Source organism: Brevundimonas vesicularis (genome assembly GCF_032067225.1).
In the GTDB taxonomy this organism is placed as follows: domain Bacteria; phylum Pseudomonadota; class Alphaproteobacteria; order Caulobacterales; family Caulobacteraceae; genus Brevundimonas; species Brevundimonas vesicularis_F.
Window position 1 is genome coordinate 784 of the sequence record NZ_DAMBJX010000052.1, and the last position, 19,043, is coordinate 19,826.

Sequence of the window (19,043 nt, forward strand, 5' to 3'; positions counted from 1 at the left end):
CCGGGCAAGGCGGCGGAAATCGCCGCCTTCTGCGACACCAGTTTCGATGTGACCTTCCCCTTGTTCGACAAGGTGGAGGTCAACGGACCGAACCGCCATCCGCTTTACGCCTGGCTAACCGAACAGAAGCGCGGTTTCCTGGGATCCAAGGCCATCAAGTGGAACTTCACCAAGTACCTGACCGACCGCGAGGGCAGGGTGGTCGCCCGATATGCCCCGCAGACTGAACCCGAGGCCATCAAGGCCGACATCGAGAAGTTGATCTAATGGCTGCTGAATTCGATCTCGTCGTCATCGGCTCGGGCCCCGGCGGTTATGTCGCGGCCATTCGAGCCAGCCAATTGGGCCTGAAGGTCGCCATCGTCGAGCGCGAGAACCTGGGCGGCATCTGCCTGAACTGGGGGTGCATCCCCACCAAGGCCCTGCTGAAGTCGGGCGAGAAGTTCGAGAGCCTGAGCCACCTGAAGGAGTACGGCCTGTCGGCGTCCGGTGCGTCGTTCGATTTCGACGCCATCATCCAGCGTTCGCGCGGCGTGGCCAAACAGCTGAATCAGGGCGTCGGCTTCCTGATGAAGAAGAACAAGATCGAGGTGATTGAGGGTTCGGCCAAGCTGGAAAAGGGCGCCGCCGCGCCAAAGGTCGTCGTCGCACTGAAAGCGGGTGGTTCGCGCGCTCTTGAGGCCAAGTCCGTCATGCTGGCCGTCGGCGCCCGCGCTCGCGCCCTGCCGCAGATCGGGCTGGAAGCCGACGGTGATCGCATCTGGGCCTATCGCGAGGCCATGGCGCCGAAATTCATGCCCAAGTCGATTGTCGTGATCGGTTCGGGAGCCATCGGGATCGAGTTCGGCAGCTTCTATCGCGCCCTAGGCTGTGACGTGACCGTGGTCGAAGCCGTGGATCGCATCATGCCGGTCGAGGACGAAGAGGTCTCCAAGGCTGCCCAGAAGTCGTTCGAAAAGCGCGGCATGAAGTTCAAGCTGGGCGCCAAGGTCACCAAGGTGAGCAAGGACGCCAAGGGCGTGAAGGTCGCCGTTGAGATCGGCGGCAAGGCCGAGACCTTGGAGGCCGAGGTCTGCATCTCCGCCGTGGGCATCACCGCCAACACCGACGGCATCGGCCTGGAAGAACTGGGTCTGGAAATGGACCGCGGCCACGTCAAGATCGACGGCCACTGCCAGACCAACGTCAAGGGCCTGTACGCCATCGGCGACTGCGCCGGCGCGCCCTGGCTGGCGCACAAGGCGTCGCATGAAGGCATCCACGCCGCCGAACATATCGCCGGCTACAAAACCCCCAATGTCCATTCGCCCATCGCCGGCTGCACCTATGCCCAGCCGCAGGTCGCCTCGGTCGGCGTCACCGAACAGGCCGCGCGCGCCGAGAAGCGCGAAGTGAAAATCGGCCGCTTCCCGTTCCGCGTGAACGGCAAGGCGATCGCCTCGGGCGACACCGACGGCTTCGTCAAGGTGATCTTCGACGCCAAGACCGGCGCCCTGATCGGCGCCCACATGATCGGCCACGAGGTGACCGAGATGATCCAGGGCTATGTCACCGCCATCACCATGGAGGCGACGGAGGAAGACATCCACGGGATCGTCTATCCGCACCCGACGATGTCGGAGGCCATGCACGAAGCGGCGCTGGACGCCTATGGGCGTGTGATCCACATCTAAGGCAGAGACTGAAACGGCCCCGGAGTGCTCCGGGGCCGTTTCTCGTTTCAGGCAGGCGGAGTCAGCGCTTCTTGCCCAATTCCGCCGCGATATCCTTGGTCATGTGCCCAACCTTGCGGTGGGCGGCGGTGATCTGGTCCTTGGTTACGCCCCAGCGTTTCATCCAGTATTCGACCGACTGACGTTCCGACAGATCAATGCGATCCTTGTCGATGAAGCCGCGCTTGTCCTTGAGGCCCGCCATCTTTGGCTCCATTCATTGCGTTAGAGCGCCGGGTTAGGCCTTCTCGACAAAGCTGTCGATCACGCGCTTCTCCCCGGCCTTTTCGAACTCGACCAGCAGTTTGTTGCCTTCGATGACACGCACGTTTCCGTAGCCGAACTTCTGGTGGAAGACGCGTTCGCCCTTTTTCCAGCCTGAGCTGGATTTGGGGTCGGCGGTGGCGATCAGGCGGCCGTCGCCCTCGATGACGGCCTTGCGCGCCAGGATCTTGGCCGGCGTCTGAGCGGCGGTGAAGGATTGGGCGCGTTTCCAGCCGGGGGAGGAATAACCGCTGCCAAAGGATGGCGCGTCGTCCCAGCGGCTCTTGGCCTCCTTCATGCCGGACGAAGCGCCGTAATAGCCTGTGTCGGATTGGGGATCGACGTGGGCGATAGGCAGTTCGTCGACGAAGCGGCTGGGCAGTTGCGAGGTCCAACGGCCATAGACCAGACGGTTGGCGGCGAAGCTGATCCGCGCGTCTTGCTTGGCGCGGGTGACGCCGACATAGGCCAGGCGGCGTTCCTCCTCGAGGCCCTTTTCGCCCTTTTCGTCGATGCTGCGCTGGCTGGGGAAGACGCCTTCCTCCCAGCCGGGCAGGAAGACCAGCGGGAACTCCAGCCCCTTGGCGCCGTGCAGGGTCATGATCTGCACCGCCCCGTCGCCGTTCGGATCGTCGCTGGTCGCGCGCTCCAGATCCATGACCAGGGAGACGTGCTCCAGATAGGCTTGCAGCGTCTCGAACTGCTGCATCGACTGGGTCAGTTCCTTCAGGTTCTCCAGGCGGGTCTGGCCGCTGGTGCGGTCGGCCTTCTGCATGTCGGTATAGCCGCTCTCCTCCAGCACCGTCTCCATGACCTGCCAGTGGGGCGTGGTCTCGGACAGTTGGCGCCAGCGGTCGATGTCGCGCACGAAGTTGGACAGGGCGGTGCGGGTGCGGGCCTGAAGCTCATCGGTATTGATCAGCCCCCGCACGGCCGTGAGGGCCGACAGATCGTGCTGGCGGGCCAGTTGCAGGATTTTCTGCACGCTGGTGTCGCCGATGCCGCGCTTGGGCACATTGACGATCCGCTCGAAGGCGAGGTCATCGTCTTCCGACAGGATCAGGCGCAGATAGGCGTGGGCGTCGCGGATCTCGGCGCGCTCGAAGAAGCGCGGCCCGCCGATGACGGTGTAGGGGATGGCCAGCATGACCAGGCGTTCTTCAAAGGCGCGCATCTGGAACGAGGCGCGGACCAGAATGGCCATGTCCTTGTATTTCAGGCCGGGTTCGCCGGCGTGGGGACGCCGCGCGGTCTCGATCTCGTCGGCGATCAGCCGGGCCTCGGCCTCGCCGTCCCAGACCCCGCGCACGCGCACCTTGTCGCCGCTGTCGTCCTCGGTCCAAAGGGTCTTGCCCAAGCGGTCGCGGTTGGCCGCGATCAGGCCGGACGCCGCGCCCAGGATATGACTGGTCGAGCGGTAGTTGCGCTCCAGCTTGACGATCTTGGCGCCGGGGAAGTCCCGCTCGAAGCGCAGGATGTTGTCCACCTCGGCCCCGCGCCAGCCGTAGATCGACTGATCATCGTCGCCGACGCAGCAGACGTTGCCGGTCGAGGCCGTCAGCAGCCGCAGCCACAGATACTGGGCGACGTTGGTGTCCTGGTATTCGTCCACCAGGATGTAGCGGAACCGACGGCGATATTCCTCAGCCAGGTCCGCATGCTGCGACAGGATGGTGATGTTGTGCAGCAGCAGATCGCCGAAGTCGCAGGCGTTCAGGCTGCGCAAACGCGCCTGATAGGCGGCGTACAGACCCTGACCCTTGCCGTTGGCGAAGTCCTCGCCCGGCGGCAGCTTGTCCGGCGTCCAGCCGCGGTTCTTCCAGTGATCGATCAGGCTGGACAGCGACTTGGGCGTCCAGCGTTTGGTGTCGATATTAGCCGCTTCCAGCAGCTGTTTCAGAACTCTTTCCTGGTCGTCGTTGTCCAGGATGGTGAAGCTGGATTTCAGCCCAACCAGTTCGGCGTGGCGACGCAGGATCTGGGCGGCGATGGAGTGGAAGGTGCCCAGCCAGCGAAGGCCCTCGGCCGAGGGACCGATCAGATGGGTGATCCGTTCGCGCATCTCTCGCGCGGCCTTGTTGGTGAAGGTGACGGCCAGAAGTTCCCACGGCTTGGCCCGGCCCGTCGCCAGAATGTGCGCCAGTCGCGTGGTCAGGACGCGGGTCTTGCCCGTGCCGGCGCCGGCAAGCACCAGCACCGGCCCCTCGGTCGTCTCGACCGCCTCGCGCTGCTCCGGATTCAGTCCCTTCAGATAATCGCGCGGCGCCTCGCCCTCGGGCGCACGAGCGCGCGCGAGGTCGGAAATGCGGGGGGCGGGAAGATCAGTCACAGGCGCAAAAATATCCGTCAGTCAGAATCGAACCGGAACATAAGGGGACCGCGCGGCAATGTCAGGGCCGCGCATGACGAATGCACGGAACCGTGCGGGCGAGGGTCGGTTCCTAGCTGCAATGCAGCACGACGATCACCAGCCAAGGCCGACGCGCCGCAAGCCGAACGGGCGGGCGGGCTGGATCGCCTTTGCCTTGGGCATGACCTCGATGTTCGCCATCATGGCGATCTGGGTGGCGGTCGTCGAAATGGGCGACGCCCCTTCAGATGAGGTGCAGTTGATCAGTCGATCGGAAGCGATAGACGACCATGGCAGGCGCGGCCGCAGCGACTAGCCGATTCTCCAGGCGGCGTTCACGTTTGACGTCCATGATCCGCCACCCAGTTCAGCGCCAGCAGGCGACAGGCGGAGGCGAGGGGACGTCGGCCACGACCGGCGTCGATCTCGGCCAGTAGCTGCGCCTTGCTGAGGCTGCGGGCCGCTGCGATCCGGTCCAGCACGGTCCAGAACTCCGGCTCCAGCGCCACCGACGTGGCATGACCGGCGAGGGCGACCGAACGTTTGCTGAGGCTGCTCAACGCGCGGACTTCAGCACGATCTCGGCCGAGGCCGGCGCGCCGTTCGTCAGGATCGCGTGGCGGGTGTCCGTAACGAAGACCAGAGCGCCGGCCGCGTCTCGGATCTCGGCGCGCGCGGCATAGGTGTGGCGCGGATCGATCTGAGATGTGGGAAAGCCAAGGGCGACGCGATAGGGCGGGGCGCCGGTCAGCGGCTCGCTGGTCTCGGCGAGAACCTTGGCGGGCGCGTCGGCCAGACTGACGTCCTCAACCCTGACGGTCAGGACATGGCCGGGCGGCAGCATGATCCGTTCGCGATAGGTGGCCGTAACGTTCACAACCGTCGTTCCGGTCGTCACATCCGGCGTGGCGGCGCAGGCAGCCAGGACCAGGGCTGCGGGCAGGATCAGGGGGGCGCTTCGCATGGCAATCTCCTTCGCGGCGTCCAGTGTGTCACACTCAGGCGCAAGACGTGAGGGCGCGTGGCGTCACGGCGTGTTATGCGGGCCGTCCACCGTCGGAGATCAACCTTTGAGCCGCCCCTTTGCGATCGCTGCGATCACCATCTGCGCCCTGATCTGGGGCACGACCTGGTACGCGATCACCCTGCAGCTGGGGCCGGTTGATTCCATCGTCTCCATCGTCTGGCGGTTTGGTCTGGCGTCGGCGGTGCTGTTCGCCTTCTGCGCCGTGACGCGACGGCCGCTGCGTCTGACGCGCAGCCAGCATCTGGCCGCCATCGGACAGGGCGCCTTCGTCTTCGCGGTCAGCTATGGCTTCGTCTATGCCGCAGAAGGGCAGGTGGCGTCGGCTGTGGTCGCGGTGATCTTCGCCGCCCTGGCCTTTGTGAACCTGATCCTATTTCGGCTGCTGGGTGGACAGAAGGCGGCACCAGCGGCGTGGATCGGCGCAGTACTGGGCGTCATGGGCGTCGGGGTCTTGTCCTACGGCCAGATCACTGCGGCCGGCGCTGGGCTCAATCCGGAGCTGGGCGTCCTTTTCGCGCTAACCGCTGTACTGGCTTCGGCGCTCGGCAACTGGTTCGCCTGGAAGGGACAGCAGGCGGGCGCGCCCGTTATGGCCGCCACGTCCTGGGCGATGGCTTATGGCACAGCCATGTTGGCGCTGTACGGCATGGCGACCGGCGTGACGTGGCGGATCAAGCCGACGCCGGACTATGTCCTGTCGCTGCTTTATCTCTCGCTGTTCGGGTCGGTGATCGCGTTCGGCTTGTACTTCACCATCGCGCGCCAACGCGGCTATGCCCTGGCCAGCTACATCTCGGCTCTGACGCCGCCCATCGCCATGCTGGTGTCGGTGCTGTTCGAGGGCGCGCGGTTCGGCTGGAGCGCCCTGATCGGCCTGGCGCTTGTGTTGGCGGGGCAGGTCATGCTGATCCGCGCGCCCAAGGCCTGAGCCGTCAGTCGTCGGATTTCGGCTCCAGCTTCTGACCGTCCAACTGCTTCTCGGCGCGATGACGCTCAAGAGCGGACAGGGTCTTCTCGGCCTTTGAGCGTCCATGGGCCAAGCGGTTGGCGACGGCCAGGGCCTTGTCTTCGGCCTTGGCGCGGGTCTTTCGCGCTCGGTTTAGATTGATGATCTCGCCCATGACTACGCCTTGGGCTTTTCGGCGGGGGGCGCATCGGCCGGCGGCTTGGCCGAGGGCTCGGGCGCCAGCACAGTCGGCACCTGAGACTCCGAAATCGTCGTCTGGGGGATGAAGGGCTGGTCCGCCGGGCGCTCGCCCAGCCGGGTCCAGGCATCGGCGCCGCGTCCGCGCTGACGCCCCAGTTCGAACATGGCCGTCATGGTCTCCTGATCGAACTTCAGGCTGGAGGCGGCGACATTGTCTGGAATGGCCGACAGGGCCATGTCCAGCCCATTGCGCCGCGCGAACGCCGCCGTCACCGCCAAGTGGATGCGCAGCGACGACTTGCTCATGCTGTCATAGGTCCGCGCCAGGATCCCCGACAGGCGGCCCGGCGTAACGCCGTCGTTGCGTCCGACCTGACCATTGACGATCACGTAGAGGGCGCCGACACGCCCTTCGTCCTTTGGGCGGGTCCAGAGCATCAGGTCTTCAGGAATAGCCAGGAACGGGGTGTTGACGCCGCCGTCGACGTGCATTTCCAGAACCACCTTGTCGTCGTCCTGAAGCCCGGCGATCAGGACAGGAGGAAAGACGCCGGGAATGCTGGCTGAGGCGACCAGCACCTCCTTGAACAGTTCGCGGGCGTTCTCGTCGCCCTGGGTCGCCAAAAGACCCATGTCCCAGATGACGGTTTCCTCGCTGTCCAGATCGGTCGTCGCCACCAGCAGGCGTCGGCCCTTGGCGTGCTCGCGCGCGACGGCCTGCATCAGTTCAGGGGTGACGTTCTCGTCCACCAGATTGCGCAGGACCTGCGACGAGAACAGGCTCGGGTTCAGGAAGGCGGCGAAACTGCGCCAGCTCAGCAAATTGCTGGCGGCGCCGCTGGTGTAGGCGTGCTGAAGTTCGTCGTCCCAATCCGATCCAAGAAAGGCGAACGGCGCGGCGAGGGCCCCCGTGCTGACGCCGGTGACCACGTCGAACGCGGGGCGATCGCCCTGTTCGGTCCAACCGACCAGCAGCCCTGCGCCGTAGGCCCCGTTTGCGCCGCCGCCAGACAGCGCCAGGATCGAGGTTGGCTTGTCGGGCCGAAGTCGCTGACCAATTTCCTGGGTGAAGGCCTGCAGACGCGCGCTGTCGCTGGCGCGGATGCGAGGGTCTTCCGCCTTGACGAGCGTGCCGTCTGCAATCCGAAGAGGGCCAGTCGGGCGATCCAGCGTCCCACACGCCGACAAGGCCAGGGCCATAAGGACGCCGAATAGGCCCGATCCAATCCGCCGCATATCTCGAGTTCCGGTTCCGTGTGAACGCCGGCTTCTATCGCGTCCTGGCCAATCCTGTCATCAAGGCGATGAACAAGCGTCGCCGTTTGAAACCGTCGCAGGCTGGGTGTGTTCTCATCGGCAGGACAAACCAAACTGCTGGAGATACACATGGTTGACGTTTCGCTCATCAAGGAACACCTCGAAGTCGTAGGCTCAGACGGCGGTCACGTGGGCCGTGTCGATCACGTCCTAGGCGACCAGATCGAACTGGCGAAGCTGGATTTCGCCGGCGGCTTCAAGCACCACATGATCCCGGTAAGCTGGGTCGAACGGGTCGATGACAAGCATGTCCATCTGAGCCTGACCCAAGACGACGCCAAGGCGCGCTGGACCGAGAAGCCGCACTAAGGCCGATCTGAAGCCGATTTAATAAAGGCCCCGCTGCACAAGCGGGGCCTTTTGCTTATCTGAGATGTGTCGCATTGGGCGACATTGGAGCCTGTCTTGATGCGTCTGATCCTGAATGTCCTCTGGCTCATCTTCGGCGGCTGGATTTCCGGCCTGCTGTGGCTGCTGGGCGGCGCGATCCTGGCGCTGACCGTCGTCGGCCTGCCGTGGACGTTCGCAGCGTGGCGCATCGCCAGCTATTCGTTCTGGCCCTTCGGCCGCGAGATCGTGTGGCAGGACACGCATCCCGTCGCTGGCTGTGTCGGCGTCGTGTTGAACGTCGTCTGGTTCATCGTGGCCGGCTGGTACATCGCCCTGACGCATTTGATCATCGCCGTGGCGGAGTTCGTCTCCATCATCGGCATTCCGTTCGCGCTGAAGGATATCGAACTGGCCAAGCTGGCGCTGGCGCCGGTCGGCCGCACCATCCGCGACAAGGCCTGACCCAAACGAAAACGCCGACGTCAGACGACGTCGGCGTTTCAAAAAGCTCGATCTTGGAGGGGTCAGCCCGGCGAGATCATCTTCTCCGGCCGCACGGCTTCATCGAACTCCGCGTCCGTCAGATAGCCGCCGCCGACAGCCTCTTCGCGCAATGTTGTGCCGTTCTTGTGCGCGGTCTTGGCGATCTTGGCGCACAGGTCATAACCTAGCTTGCCGTTCAAAGCAGTGACCAGCATCAGCGAGTTGTTCAGGCCGCGCGCAATATTATCCTCGCGCGCCTCGATGCCGACGACGCAGTTGTCGGTGAAGCTGATGGCCGCGTCGGCGACCAGGCGCACCGACTGCAGGAAGTTGTAGGCCATCACGGGATTGTAGACGTTCAGCTCGAAATGGCCTTGCGAGCCGGCGAAGGTCAGGGCGGCGTTGTTGCCGAACACCTGGACGCAGACCTGCGTCAGGGCCTCGCATTGGGTCGGATTGACCTTGCCGGGCATGATCGACGAGCCCGGCTCGTTTTCCGGCAGCGCCAGTTCGCCCAGACCCGAACGCGGGCCGGAGCCCAGGAAGCGGATGTCGTTGGCGATTTTGAACAGGCTGGCGGCGACCGTGTTGATGGCGCCGTGGCTGAAGACCATGGCGTCGTGGGCGGCCAGGGCCTCGAATTTGTTCGGGGCCGTGGTGAAGGGCAGGCCGGTGATCTCGGCGATCTGGGCCGCAACCTTTTCGGCGAAGCCGATGGGCGCGTTCAGGCCGGTGCCGACGGCGGTGCCGCCCTGCGCCAGTTCCATCAGGGCCGGCAGCGTCTGCTCGATGCGCTTGATGCCGTTCTCGACTTGTTGCGCATAGCCCCCGAACTCCTGGCCCAGCGTCAGAGGCGTGGCGTCCTGGGTGTGGGTGCGGCCGATCTTGATGATGTGGGCCCAGACCTTGGCCTTGGCTTCCAGGGCGGCGTGCAGATGTTTCAAGGCCGGGATCAGGTCGTTGACCACCTGCTCGGCGCAGGCGACGTGCATGGCCGTGGGATAGGTGTCGTTGGACGACTGGCTCATGTTGACGTGGTCGTTGGGGTGGACGGGCTTCTTGGAGCCCATCTCGCCGCCCAGGATCTCGATGGCGCGGTTCGAGATCACTTCATTGGCGTTCATGTTCGACTGGGTGCCCGAACCCGTCTGCCAGACCACCAGCGGGAAGTGGTCGTTCAGCTTGCCTTCGATAACCTCATTGGCGGCCTTGATGATGGCGTCGGCCAAGGCCGGATCCAGCTTGCCCAGGTCGCGGTTGGTCTCGGCGGCCGCACGCTTGACGATGCCCAGGGCGCGCACGACCGGCAGGGGCTGCTTTTCCCAACCGATCTTGAAGTTTCCGAGCGACCGCTGCGCCTGAGCGCCCCAGTAGCGATCGGCGGCGACTTCGATCGGGCCGAAGGTGTCGGTCTCTGTGCGGACGTTGCTCATGCGCGTAAATCTCGTCTCTCAGGCGTGGCGATGGGTTGCGCGGCGGTGTAGCACGAGAGCCATGCAGGGCAAGAAGAGCGCGGATATGAGACGAGGGTTGATCACCGTGGCGGCGCTGTCGGCGCTTTTGGCGCTAGCCGGCTGCGCGACTGTGAAGCCTGAACCCACAATGCCCCGGGTGGCCCTCGATACGACAGCCGGCACGATTGTGCTGGCGCTGAATGCAGCCGCTGCGCCGATCACGACATGCAACTTCATCGGCTACGTCGTGACCGGTGATTATGATGGGGGCACGTTCTTCCGAACAATCAACCGCAATACCAACACCGCCAGCCGCTATCCCATCGACGTAGTCCAGGCGGCGACGCCACGCGGCAGCGACGACGCCTCGCGGCCGCCGATCATTCTCGAACGGACACGAGACACTGGCCTGCGTCATACGGCGGGCGCGGTGTCCATGGCGCGGGACGGACCGGACAGCGCCACATCCAGTTTCTTCATCGTCACACAAGATACGCCGAGCCTGGACTTTGGCGGAGGGCGGAATCCTGACGGTCAGGGCTTCGCCGCATTCGGCGCTGTGGTCGAAGGGCTGGATGTCGCTCGCAGAATTCAGCGGATGCCCGCGAATTCTGAGGAGCAGCTTACGCCGCCCGTAACGATACGCTCTGCGCGCTTGCTGGATGCTGCGCCCGCCGTCTGCATAACGTCGATGCGACCGTGACCGCCGGCTGGACCGGGACCGGCAAGGTCAGGGCGCGCGAGGATGGCGATGCGGTCGAGATCATCATCGACGGCCTGACGACCCAGGCCAAATACTACAAGCCGCTGGTCTATGAGTTCATGCGCAAGGAATGGCGCGGAGCCAGGCCGTCATGGGGCGATCATGTCGTCGAAATCCGCATGGAACATGTCGGCGAGCCGCCGTGGATGGACCTCGACAACCTGGCCAAGGCCTTGCTCGACTCCATCAAGGGCTACCTTTTCCACGACGACGCTCAGGTCGCGCGGCTGCTGGTCGAAAGACGCGAGGGCGAACGAGAACGGATCCTGATCCGCTCCTATCCACGCAAGGACTGACGGCGGCTATTTCTTGCGGAACTGGTCCAGCGAAACGACCTTGGGGCCGTCCGAAATCGGCGGCATGTCCTGGGGCGGGGTCGGCTCGTCTTCGACCTCGTCCAGAAGCTGCGGGTCTTCGAACTGCAGCAAGAATTGGACGCTGGGATCGTAGAAGCGCGTGATCGCGGAATAGGGGATGACCAGGCTCTTGGGCATGCCGCCGAAGCGCAGCTTGACCGAGAAACGCTCAGGCTCGACGCGCAGGTCGTCGTACTGGTGCTGCAGAACGACCGTCATCTCTTCCGGATATTTCGCCAGAATGTCGGGGGCCACGCTGACGCCGACGGCGCGCGTCTTGAAGGTAATGTAGAAGTGGTGAGCGCCGGGCAGGCCCTCGGCCAGCACGCGTTCCAGCGCGGCGCGCATGACGCCGCGCAGGGCTTCCTGCGCCAGCTGTTCGTACCGCATCTCATCGACCGGAGGGGCCTGGTCGCTCATCGTCACCTCACATCAGAGCGCGACTGATAGCGGCGCAGGGCCGTAGGCGAAAGGTGTCATGAAGGTAAAGCGCCGGGATTCTGTTGCCAGGCTCCCGACAGACCCCGCCCAAGGATCTGAACCCCTAGGACTTAAGATTCGAAATCACTCGAACCGCATTACGCGGCGAGAGCGACTTCTCCAGCGAAGTTATCGTTCGCAGTTAGAAAATGGCCCGATACGGTGGGCCAGGACGAGCGAAAGCAATCCTCTTTACACGTCCGTCGATGCTAGTCGGCCCCATGCTGCCTCCGCCGATAACGCGGGGAGAAAGTTGGTGGAGCCGCCGGGAATCGCACCCGGGTCCGGTCCGCTTATTACAAGCGCGTTTATCGCTATAGTCCGGCCGAAACCGGACCAGACGAATATAGGCGCAGCCGTGAGGCATTCCAAGCGCCGGATTGCACTCAGGCGCGGCGCCACTCCGGCGTCTGGTTTCGGAACCACGTCAACTGACGTTTGGCGTAGTTGCGGGTGGCTTGTTTCAGGGCGGCGATCGCGCCGTCGCGGGCCAGATCGCCGGATAGGTAGGCGGCCAGTTCTCTGACCCCGACCGCCTTCATGGCGGGCAGGGCGGGGTTCAATCCACGGTCCATGAGGGCTTGGACTTCGTCTATCGCTCCCTGATCGATCATCAGGTCCACGCGCTGGTCGCAGTTTGCATAGAGTTGCTGGCGCTCAGGCTCCCTGACCCATCCGGTCCATGAATCCGGCGCCAACAAGGGCTGAGTGTCGGCCTTCCAGGCGCTGAGCGCACGACCGCTGGCGATGAAAACGCTCATGGCTCGAACCAGTCGCTGTCGGTCTCCTTGTTCGATGGCCTGCGCCGCCTCGGGATCGATCTGGGCAAGGCGTTGACGGAAACCTGCCTCGCCCAGCGCCGTGTAGTCGGCTTCCATCTGATCGCGCACCGCGCTCGGCACCGCAGGAATATCGGCTAGGCCGCGTGTCAAGCTGGTGAAATAGAGACCAGTCCCGCCTACGAGGATGGCCGGCCGGCCTTTGTCACGGAGGTCGTCGACCAACGCCATGACGGCGCGGCTCCAGCGTCCGACCGACCAGGCGTCGGCCGCATCTGCGACGCCATACAGTCGATGGTCGGCCTGGGCTTCATCCTCCGCCGAGGGGCGGGCCGTCAGGATACGCAGGTCGGCGTAAAGCTGCTGGCTGTCGGCGTTGATGATCACCGCACCCGTTTCGCGCGCCATCTTAAGCGCGAGCGCCGACTTGCCCGAGGCGGTAGGGCCGGCGATCAGGGTGATTGGGGGCTGCTGGGACAAATCGCGGCTCGCGGGACGGGTTCGAGGGCGATAGAACGCGCGCATCATCGCCCGCAAGTCCCTTGGAGACCGCCTTGGTCGAACGCACCGTCGTCATCGCCGCCCTCGACTCCGTCATTGATCCGGTTTCCGGCCAGGGGTTGGTCGCCGCCGGTCTGGTTCAGGGTCTGGTCGTGGCTGAGGATCGCGCGGGGTTTGCTCTGGAAGTCGATCACACCCAAGCGGCCGCCTACGCCCCGGTCCGTGACGCGGCGGAGGCTGCGCTAAAGGCCATTCCCGGCATGGCGCGCGTTTCGGTCATTCTAACCGCTGAGACCAAGCCGGTTGCTGCGCCGCGCACGGCGAGCCTGTCAAAGGCGGCGGTCGATCAGGGCCGCGCCAAGGCGCCGGTCCCCACCGATCGTCCGGCCCATGTCCGCCGCGTGCTGGCCGTCGCCAGCGGCAAGGGCGGGGTGGGCAAGTCCACGGTCGCCGTAAATTTGGCCGCTGCGCTTTCGGCGCGCGGGCTTTCGGTCGGCATTCTTGACGCCGACGTGTATGGGCCGTCGCTGCCGACTATGCTGTGCATCAGCGGTCAGCCCGCCTACGAGAACGGCGCCATCGTGCCGCACGTCGCTCACGGGCTGAAGGCCATGTCGGTCGGCCTTCTGACCAAGATGGACGACGCCATGATCTGGCGCGGACCGATGGCGTCGCAGGCCATCACGCAGATGCTGACCCAGACGCGTTGGGGGACAGCTGATGCGCCGCTGGACGTGCTGGTGGTCGATCTGCCGCCGGGCACGGGCGACGTGCAACTGACCTTGATCCAGAAGACGCCGCTGGATGGGGCGGTGATTGTGTCGACGCCGCAGGAAGTGGCCTTGGCCGATGCGCGGCGCGCCCACACCTTGTTCCAGCGCGTCAATGTCCCGACGTTGGGCCTGATCGAGAATATGAGCGGTCCGGTCTTTGGTGAAGGCGGGGGGAGGGCCGAGGCCGAGCGCCTATACATCCCGTTTTTGGGCGCTTTGCCGCTGGACGCCGCCTTGCGAGAGGGCGGCGATGCCGGGCGACCGCTTGTCGCATCCGATCCTCACGGCGATATCGCCGGCCGTTTCGCCGAAATGGCCGCGCACGTCTCTGCGGCGCTTGGGCTTTAGAAAAAGCCGAGGCAAGGGGTTTTCAAACGCAACCCTGTTCGCCACCTTGGGTGCTACAGATATCCAAGGAGTTCCGATGAGCCTCGACGCCCTGTTCAGCCCCTTCACGATCAAGGGGCTGACCCTGCCCAACCGCATCGTCATGGCGCCCATGACGCGGTCCTTCTCGCCGAACGGCGTCCCGACCTCCGACGTCACCGCCTATTATCGCCGTCGCGCCGAGGGCGGGGTGGGCCTGATCGTGACCGAAGGCACGGTCGTCGAGCGTCCGGCGGCGCGCAACGACGCCAATGTTCCGGTTTTCCACGGCGAAGCGCTGCCGGAATGGAAGTCCGTGGTGCAAGAGGTTCATGCCGCCGGCGGTCTGATCGCGCCGCAGATCTGGCACGTCGGCTCTGCGCGCGGACGCGGCGATGACTGGGCGCCTCTGGGCAAGGTGGATAGCCCATCGGGCATGACCATGCCGGGCAAGACCAAGCTGGAGCCGATGACGGAGGAAGATGTCGCCGACACCATCGCCGCTTTCGGCCGGTCGGCCCGCGCGGCTCGCGACCTCGGCTTCGACGCTGTCGAAATCCACGGCGCCCACGGCTATCTGATCGACCAGTTCTTCTGGGGCGGCCTGAATGCGCGCGAGGACCGCTGGGGCGGACCGACCATCGCCGACCGCGCCCGCTTCGGCGCCGAGGTCGTGAAGGCGGTGCGTGAAGGCGTCGGCGACGACATCCCCGTCATCCTGCGCCTGTCGCAATGGAAGCTTCAGGATTACACGGCCCGCATTGCCGATACGCCGGAACAGATGGTCGAGTGGCTGACGCCACTATCGGACGCCGGCGTCGATGTCTTCCACTGCTCGCAGCGCCGCTTCTGGGAGCCGGAATTTGAAGGCTCTGACCTGAACTTCGCCGGCTGGACCAAGAAGCTGATGGGCAAGCCCACGATCACCGTCGGGTCCGTGGGGCTGGACGGTGAGTTCATCGCGGCCTTCGGCGGCGAAGGTTCAAAGCCCGCCTCGCTGGACGGTCTGCTGCGCCGTCTGGAGAACGAGGAGTTCGACCTAGTCGCCGTCGGCCGTGCGCTGCTGGCCGATCCTCAGTGGGTCGCCAAGATCCGCGACGGCCGCGAAGACGAGCTGCGTAACTTCGAGCGTTCGGACCTGATGACCCTGTCCTGATCGAGAGACGTCGAGCCGGTTATGCCGGCTCGACGATCACGCCCGTGCCGTAGCACAGCACCTCGGTCACGCCCGGCATGATCTCCGTCGCGTCGTAGCGGACGGCCAGGATGGCGTTGGCGCCGTGGGCCTGGGCATGTTTGACCAGTTCGTCATATGCTTCCTGACGCCCGGCCTCAGCCAGCTTCACATAGGCGCCGACGCGGCCGCCCAGCATGGACTGGACCCCGCCGATGGCGTCGGAGATGGCGTTGCGAGAGCGCACCGTGACACCGCGCACCAAGCCGATGTGGCGCGTGACGCGAAAGCCGGGCAGGTCGTTGGTCGTGGTGACGTACATCTGTTTCTCCTAACGGCGTTCCAGCACGCGGAAGATGAAGGCGTGATCGTCCTTTTCGCCCGCCGGGTGCGATTCAGACGATACCTCGATCCAAGCTGTTTCGTCGAATGCCGGAAAGACCGCGTCGCCTTCGGGCGAGGCCTCTACCTCGGTGATGTACAGGCGCCTGGCGCGGGGCAGGGACGCCTCGAACAGGGCGGTGCCGCCGATGATGCAGATCTCATCGACGCCATCGTCCTCGGCGGTTTCGCGTCCGATCTCGATGGCCTCGTCCAGAGTGGCGCAGACCAGCGCGCCCTTGGACATGCCGTCGGTTTCGTAGGATTCGTCACGCGTCAGCACGATGTTCAGCCGACCGGGCAGAGGCTTCAGCGGCAGGCTCTCCCAGGTCTTTCGGCCCATCAGGCAGGGCTTGCCCGAGGTGATGGCCTTGAAGCGCTGCAGGTCGCTGCGCAGCCGCCAGGGCAAGGCGCCGTTTCGGCCGATGACGCCGTTGCGTCCACGCGCGACGACCAGGGAAATGAGGGGCTGGGGCAAGAACCTTGACCGTATCGATGCGTTGAGGTGGCCCATCCCATGGACGCGAGCCCCGTCATGAGCAAGTACATCCCCGCCATCGTAGTCGGTTTCGTAGTCGCGTTCGTCATCAGCGGTGGGCTGGCGTTCTTGTTCTCATCCGCCGGAGCCGACGCCGGCTATCTGCCGATGATGGTCGGCGCCTTCTTGGGTGTATTCACCGCCTACATCATGGCCAATCTGGCGGGCACAAAACTTGGGAGGTCGGCGACGGCGGAGCAGAAGCAGGCCGCACTGGCGTTTCGCCCTTAGTTTCACGATCAGGCTTTGCTGATCGTCTATCGCGAAGGCTTCGTGGGCAAGGCCGCCGGAATGAACCTGTCGGTGGACGACAAGTTCGTGGCGCAGCTGAAGAGCCCGCGTTTCACCGCCATTTCGGTCTCGCCGGGCGGACACCAGGTGTCGATGGCGTTCGGCGGTCTGGCGGGCAAGCAGAACAAGCCGACGCTTGAGGGATTCATTGCTGCGCCCGGCGACGTGATGGCGTTTCGCGCCACCCAGCAGATGGGCATGATGAAGAACCGGATCGTGGTCGAGCGCATCGAAACGGACGACGCCCTGGTCGCGCGTCTGAAGCCGATGATCATGATTGCGCCAGAGATTTAGAATTAGGCCTGAGGCTCCAGCCACTTCAGCCATTTGCGCTGCATGGCCTTATCCAGATCGACACCCGCCCGCGCGCAGTAGATAAGCAGCATCCCCAGCACATCCGCCGCTTCGTCACCCAGCGCCTGGCTGTCGGGCGCTCCTCTTGCTCGGCCGGTCAGACGCAGATGCTCGGCGGTCAGTTCGCCAAGCTCTTCCTGAAGCTTGAGCAGGGCCCAGTCGCGGTCGCGGTCGATATCGTGCTCGGCGGCGTAAATGTCGGAGATGCGAAGCACCGACGCGGACAGATCGCGCAAATCCATCCGTTCAACGACGCTCGACGCTGACGCCGTCCGCCGCGAAGGCCTGAAGGCGCGACCGGGCGTCGGCGTCGTTCAGCGCATAGGCGTCGAGGAAATCCTCCGTCGCCCGGATGATCTGATCAAACTGCTCGCCTTGCGCCGTCCCCGGCAGCTGGTGGTCAGCGCCCGCGAAGATCATGAGAGTTTTGTCGCCGGCCGGGCTGTTGTCGAACGGCGCGCGATGATCGCGCCAATCGCTGACGAAGCCAGGCACCAGATCCTGATCGCCGGTGATCACCAACAGCGGACGGTCAAGCGTGCGGTAGCTGTCGGAGGTGACGAGGCCGGGGATCGAGCCGGCCGAGGAAAAGGCGATCACGCCTTTTACCGCCGGGTCGCCTGCGGGGCCCGCTGCCGTGACGGTGCCGCCCTCGATCACGGACATCAGAGAGCCGAACGAATGCCCCGCCACGATCAGCGGCTTGTCCGAATGCGCATGAGCGGCGATGCCGCGTGCGACGCCCAGGTCGATCAGCCTGGTCGAGAAGGCGGCGCGATTGTCATATTTCTCATGTTCGGGATGGCGCAGAGAATCGACGTGAAGCGGTGCGATTACCGTGAAGCCATGCAACGCCCAAGCCGACAGAATGCGGGCATAGGCCGTCGGCGAGCCGTTATAGCCGTGACTGAACACCACCACGCCGCGTTCGACCGGGGCGGTCCAGATGCTGATCGGTATGGCCCGACCGTCCGGCGCCGGAACCCTGATTTGGACCGGCGTGATCTCGGCGGCTTCGACGGCGGATGAGACCGGCTGGGCGATCGCCGACGCTCCGGGCGTCGCGAGCAGAATGAGACTAAGAGAGAAGGCGCGGATCATCGTGAATGACCTTAAACGGCGACGGCGGCCTTTATGTGCGGCCAGGCTTCGTAGCCCTCGAGGGTGAAGTCCGAGAGATCGAAGGCGAACAGGTCGGTCTTGGGCGCGATCTGCATGACGGGCAGGGGCAGGGGCTCGCGGGTCAGCTGAAGCTCGGCCTGTTCGAGGTGGTTCAGATAAAGGTGGGCGTCGCCGAAGGTGTGGACGAAGTCGCCCGGCTCCAGCCCCACGACCTGGGCCAGCATCATCGTCAGCAGGGCGTAGGAGGCGATGTTGAAGGGCACGCCAAGGAAGACGTCGGCGCTGCGCTGGTACAGTTGGCAGGACAGCTTTCCGTCAGCGACGAAGAACTGGAACAGGCAGTGGCAGGGCGGCAGGGCCATGTCGTCGACATCGACCGGGTTCCAGGCGGTCACGATGTGGCGACGGCTGTTCGGGTTGGTCTTCAGGCCGTGGACCAGTTTCTCGATCTGGTCGATGGCGCGGCCGTCCGGCGCAGTCCAGGACCGCCATTGCTTGCCATAGACCGGACCCAACTCGCCCTCGGCGTCGGCCCATTCGTCCCAGATGCGAACGCCATTGTCCTTCAGATAGGCGATGTTGGTCTCGCCACGCAGGAACCACAGCAGTTCGACGATGATCGACCGCAGATGCAGCTTCTTGGTTGTCAGGACCGGGAAACCCTTGGACAGATCGAACCGCATCTGACGGCCGAAGACGCCCAGGGTGCCGGTGCCGGTGCGATCGTCGCGGCGCACCCCATTGTCGAGGATGTCGCGCAGCAGGTTCAGATACTGCCGCTCGGGATGATCGGCCGGCGCGGCGGCGATGCGAGCTTGGACACCGGCATGGATCATCTGAACGGTCATGAAACGAAGGTGCCTCAGATTTGCGATTCGCGGTGGTGGCAAATCGGCGTCGTCCACAGAATTGATTCGGTTGGGCAGGACGAAGCGTCCTCGCGCTTTCGCTGCGAAGTTGGTGGAGGGCTGGACGGAGCGCCGGGCCTTCGCCCGGAGTTCTGTGATGTGATTACCGTTTCGACGAAGGGTATGACGCTCCGCGCGGAAGGTTGGCCTGCAAGCTCGGGGCGCCGAGCGGT

At 64.7% G+C, this 19,043-nt stretch carries 27 protein-coding genes and 1 other RNA gene; 13 read left to right on the forward strand and 15 right to left on the reverse strand.

Annotated elements, in window-relative coordinates; translation table 11 throughout:
* Window positions 1-267, forward strand: a 267-nt coding sequence (locus RT123_RS12490; protein WP_409514910.1) for a glutathione peroxidase, incomplete at its 5' end; no start/stop codon positions are given.
* The gene (gene lpdA / locus RT123_RS12495; protein WP_295165512.1) at window positions 267-1,673 is read left to right on the forward strand and encodes a dihydrolipoyl dehydrogenase; all 1,407 of its coding nucleotides are present in this window, start codon (window positions 267-269) and stop codon (window positions 1,671-1,673) included. The genes RT123_RS12490 and lpdA, both read left to right, overlap by 1 nt.
* Window positions 1,674-1,734: 61 nt before the next feature.
* Here the strand turns inward: lpdA and RT123_RS12500 are convergent, their stop codons facing one another.
* The gene (locus RT123_RS12500; RefSeq protein ID WP_313009444.1) at window positions 1,735-1,917 is read right to left on the reverse strand and encodes a DUF3606 domain-containing protein; all 183 of its coding nucleotides are present in this window, start codon (window positions 1,915-1,917) and stop codon (window positions 1,735-1,737) included.
* Window positions 1,918-1,950: 33 nt separating this feature from the next.
* On the reverse strand, window positions 1,951-4,326 hold the full coding sequence (locus RT123_RS12505; protein WP_313009471.1) for a UvrD-helicase domain-containing protein: 2,376 nt from the start codon (window positions 4,324-4,326) through the stop codon (window positions 1,951-1,953).
* A 52-nt stretch (window positions 4,327-4,378) separates the two neighbouring features.
* On the opposite strand from RT123_RS12505, the gene RT123_RS12510 reads away from it, so the two are divergent.
* A complete protein-coding gene (locus RT123_RS12510) occupies window positions 4,379-4,642 on the forward strand; it encodes a hypothetical protein (protein ID WP_313009445.1) in 264 nt (87 codons plus the stop codon).
* Window positions 4,643-4,661: 19 nt separating this feature from the next.
* Here the strand turns inward: RT123_RS12510 and RT123_RS12515 are convergent, their stop codons facing one another.
* Together RT123_RS12515 and RT123_RS12520 are read right to left on the reverse strand one after the other, a co-directional pair.
* Window positions 4,662-4,886, reverse strand: a complete 225-nt coding sequence (locus RT123_RS12515; RefSeq protein WP_313009446.1) for a ribbon-helix-helix domain-containing protein — start codon at window positions 4,884-4,886, stop codon at window positions 4,662-4,664.
* On the reverse strand, window positions 4,883-5,290 hold the full coding sequence (locus RT123_RS12520; protein WP_313009447.1) for a YbaY family lipoprotein: 408 nt from the start codon (window positions 5,288-5,290) through the stop codon (window positions 4,883-4,885). Before RT123_RS12520 ends, RT123_RS12515 begins: the two co-directional genes overlap by 4 nt.
* Window positions 5,291-5,396: 106 nt before the next feature.
* Between RT123_RS12520 and RT123_RS12525 the strand changes: the two genes are divergently transcribed.
* Entirely contained in the window at window positions 5,397-6,281 is an 885-nt protein-coding gene (locus RT123_RS12525; protein ID WP_313009448.1) for an EamA family transporter, read from the forward strand.
* Window positions 6,282-6,285: 4 nt separating this feature from the next.
* On the opposite strand, the gene RT123_RS12530 is transcribed toward RT123_RS12525, so the two are convergent.
* Together RT123_RS12530 and RT123_RS12535 are read right to left on the reverse strand one after the other, a co-directional pair.
* Window positions 6,286-6,474: a DUF4169 family protein gene (locus RT123_RS12530; RefSeq protein ID WP_066624796.1), complete on the reverse strand. Its 189-nt coding sequence runs from the start codon at window positions 6,472-6,474 to the stop codon at window positions 6,286-6,288.
* 2 nt (window positions 6,475-6,476) lie between these two features.
* Window positions 6,477-7,736 carry a patatin-like phospholipase family protein gene (locus tag RT123_RS12535; protein ID WP_313009449.1) on the reverse strand — a complete coding sequence of 420 codons (1,260 nt, stop codon included), beginning with the start codon at window positions 7,734-7,736 and terminating at the stop codon, window positions 6,477-6,479.
* A gap of 150 nt (window positions 7,737-7,886) precedes the next feature.
* Between RT123_RS12535 and RT123_RS12540 the strand changes: the two genes are divergently transcribed.
* Both RT123_RS12540 and RT123_RS12545 read left to right on the forward strand, forming a co-directional pair.
* Complete coding sequence (locus RT123_RS12540; protein ID WP_039243689.1) at window positions 7,887-8,126, forward strand: DUF2171 domain-containing protein; 240 nt, start codon at window positions 7,887-7,889, stop codon at window positions 8,124-8,126.
* A gap of 96 nt (window positions 8,127-8,222) precedes the next feature.
* Window positions 8,223-8,609, forward strand: coding sequence for a YccF domain-containing protein (locus tag RT123_RS12545; protein WP_295193219.1), 387 nt, complete (start codon window positions 8,223-8,225; stop codon window positions 8,607-8,609).
* A 62-nt stretch (window positions 8,610-8,671) separates the two neighbouring features.
* Here RT123_RS12545 and fumC read toward each other — a convergent pair whose 3' ends face one another.
* Complete coding sequence (gene fumC, locus RT123_RS12550; protein ID WP_313009450.1) at window positions 8,672-10,063, reverse strand: class II fumarate hydratase; 1,392 nt, start codon at window positions 10,061-10,063, stop codon at window positions 8,672-8,674.
* A gap of 61 nt (window positions 10,064-10,124) precedes the next feature.
* Here fumC and RT123_RS12555 point away from each other — a divergent pair, with 61 nt between their 5' ends.
* Both RT123_RS12555 and RT123_RS12560 read left to right on the forward strand, forming a co-directional pair.
* Window positions 10,125-10,787, forward strand: coding sequence for a peptidylprolyl isomerase (locus tag RT123_RS12555; protein WP_313009452.1), 663 nt, complete (start codon window positions 10,125-10,127; stop codon window positions 10,785-10,787).
* Complete coding sequence (locus RT123_RS12560; RefSeq protein ID WP_409514911.1) at window positions 10,763-11,143, forward strand: RusA family crossover junction endodeoxyribonuclease; 381 nt, start codon at window positions 10,763-10,765, stop codon at window positions 11,141-11,143. The genes RT123_RS12555 and RT123_RS12560 overlap by 25 nt, the downstream gene beginning before the upstream one ends.
* A gap of 6 nt (window positions 11,144-11,149) precedes the next feature.
* On the opposite strand, the gene RT123_RS12565 is transcribed toward RT123_RS12560, so the two are convergent.
* From RT123_RS12565 to miaA, 3 genes are all read right to left on the reverse strand, one after another.
* The gene (locus RT123_RS12565) at window positions 11,150-11,623 is read right to left on the reverse strand and encodes an SspB family protein (RefSeq protein WP_017504863.1); all 474 of its coding nucleotides are present in this window, start codon (window positions 11,621-11,623) and stop codon (window positions 11,150-11,152) included.
* 68 nt (window positions 11,624-11,691) lie between these two features.
* Window positions 11,692-12,059, reverse strand: a transfer-messenger RNA (tmRNA) gene (ssrA, locus tag RT123_RS12570).
* Between the two features lie 10 nt (window positions 12,060-12,069).
* Window positions 12,070-12,942 carry a tRNA (adenosine(37)-N6)-dimethylallyltransferase MiaA gene (gene miaA / locus RT123_RS12575; RefSeq protein WP_313009455.1) on the reverse strand — a complete coding sequence of 291 codons (873 nt, stop codon included), beginning with the start codon at window positions 12,940-12,942 and terminating at the stop codon, window positions 12,070-12,072.
* Window positions 12,943-13,016: 74 nt separating this feature from the next.
* Here miaA and RT123_RS12580 point away from each other — a divergent pair, with 74 nt between their 5' ends.
* Window positions 13,017-14,084 (forward strand): Mrp/NBP35 family ATP-binding protein, encoded by a 1,068-nt coding sequence (locus tag RT123_RS12580; RefSeq protein ID WP_313009456.1) that lies wholly within the window; start codon window positions 13,017-13,019, stop codon window positions 14,082-14,084.
* Window positions 14,085-14,160: 76 nt separating this feature from the next.
* On the forward strand, window positions 14,161-15,258 hold the full coding sequence (locus tag RT123_RS12585; protein WP_313009458.1) for an NADH:flavin oxidoreductase: 1,098 nt from the start codon (window positions 14,161-14,163) through the stop codon (window positions 15,256-15,258).
* A 19-nt stretch (window positions 15,259-15,277) separates the two neighbouring features.
* On the opposite strand, the gene RT123_RS12590 is transcribed toward RT123_RS12585, so the two are convergent.
* Complete coding sequence (locus RT123_RS12590) at window positions 15,278-15,598, reverse strand: YbjQ family protein (protein WP_039243695.1); 321 nt, start codon at window positions 15,596-15,598, stop codon at window positions 15,278-15,280.
* Between the two features lie 9 nt (window positions 15,599-15,607).
* Window positions 15,608-16,135: a dihydrofolate reductase gene (locus tag RT123_RS12595; RefSeq protein ID WP_313009460.1), complete on the reverse strand. Its 528-nt coding sequence runs from the start codon at window positions 16,133-16,135 to the stop codon at window positions 15,608-15,610.
* A gap of 57 nt (window positions 16,136-16,192) precedes the next feature.
* Here RT123_RS12595 and RT123_RS12600 point away from each other — a divergent pair, with 57 nt between their 5' ends.
* Together RT123_RS12600 and RT123_RS12605 are read left to right on the forward strand one after the other, a co-directional pair.
* Window positions 16,193-16,426, forward strand: coding sequence for a hypothetical protein (locus RT123_RS12600; RefSeq protein WP_313009461.1), 234 nt, complete (start codon window positions 16,193-16,195; stop codon window positions 16,424-16,426).
* A gap of 15 nt (window positions 16,427-16,441) precedes the next feature.
* Window positions 16,442-16,780, forward strand: coding sequence for a hypothetical protein (locus RT123_RS12605; RefSeq protein ID WP_313009463.1), 339 nt, complete (start codon window positions 16,442-16,444; stop codon window positions 16,778-16,780).
* A gap of 2 nt (window positions 16,781-16,782) precedes the next feature.
* On the opposite strand, the gene RT123_RS12610 is transcribed toward RT123_RS12605, so the two are convergent.
* From RT123_RS12610 to RT123_RS12620, 3 genes are read right to left on the reverse strand one after another with little or no spacing between them, the layout of a single operon-like run.
* A complete protein-coding gene (locus RT123_RS12610) occupies window positions 16,783-17,082 on the reverse strand; it encodes a phosphoribosyl-ATP pyrophosphohydrolase (RefSeq protein WP_313009465.1) in 300 nt (99 codons plus the stop codon).
* A 4-nt stretch (window positions 17,083-17,086) separates the two neighbouring features.
* The gene (locus tag RT123_RS12615; protein WP_313009466.1) at window positions 17,087-17,941 is read right to left on the reverse strand and encodes an alpha/beta hydrolase; all 855 of its coding nucleotides are present in this window, start codon (window positions 17,939-17,941) and stop codon (window positions 17,087-17,089) included.
* 11 nt (window positions 17,942-17,952) lie between these two features.
* Window positions 17,953-18,798, reverse strand: coding sequence for a thymidylate synthase (locus tag RT123_RS12620; RefSeq protein WP_313009468.1), 846 nt, complete (start codon window positions 18,796-18,798; stop codon window positions 17,953-17,955).
* Here RT123_RS12620 and RT123_RS12625 point away from each other — a divergent pair.
* Window positions 18,790-19,043: hypothetical protein (locus tag RT123_RS12625; RefSeq protein ID WP_313009470.1), on the forward strand; the 254-nt coding region annotated here is incomplete at its 3' end. The two genes, RT123_RS12620 and RT123_RS12625, sit on opposite strands and share 9 nt — an antisense overlap.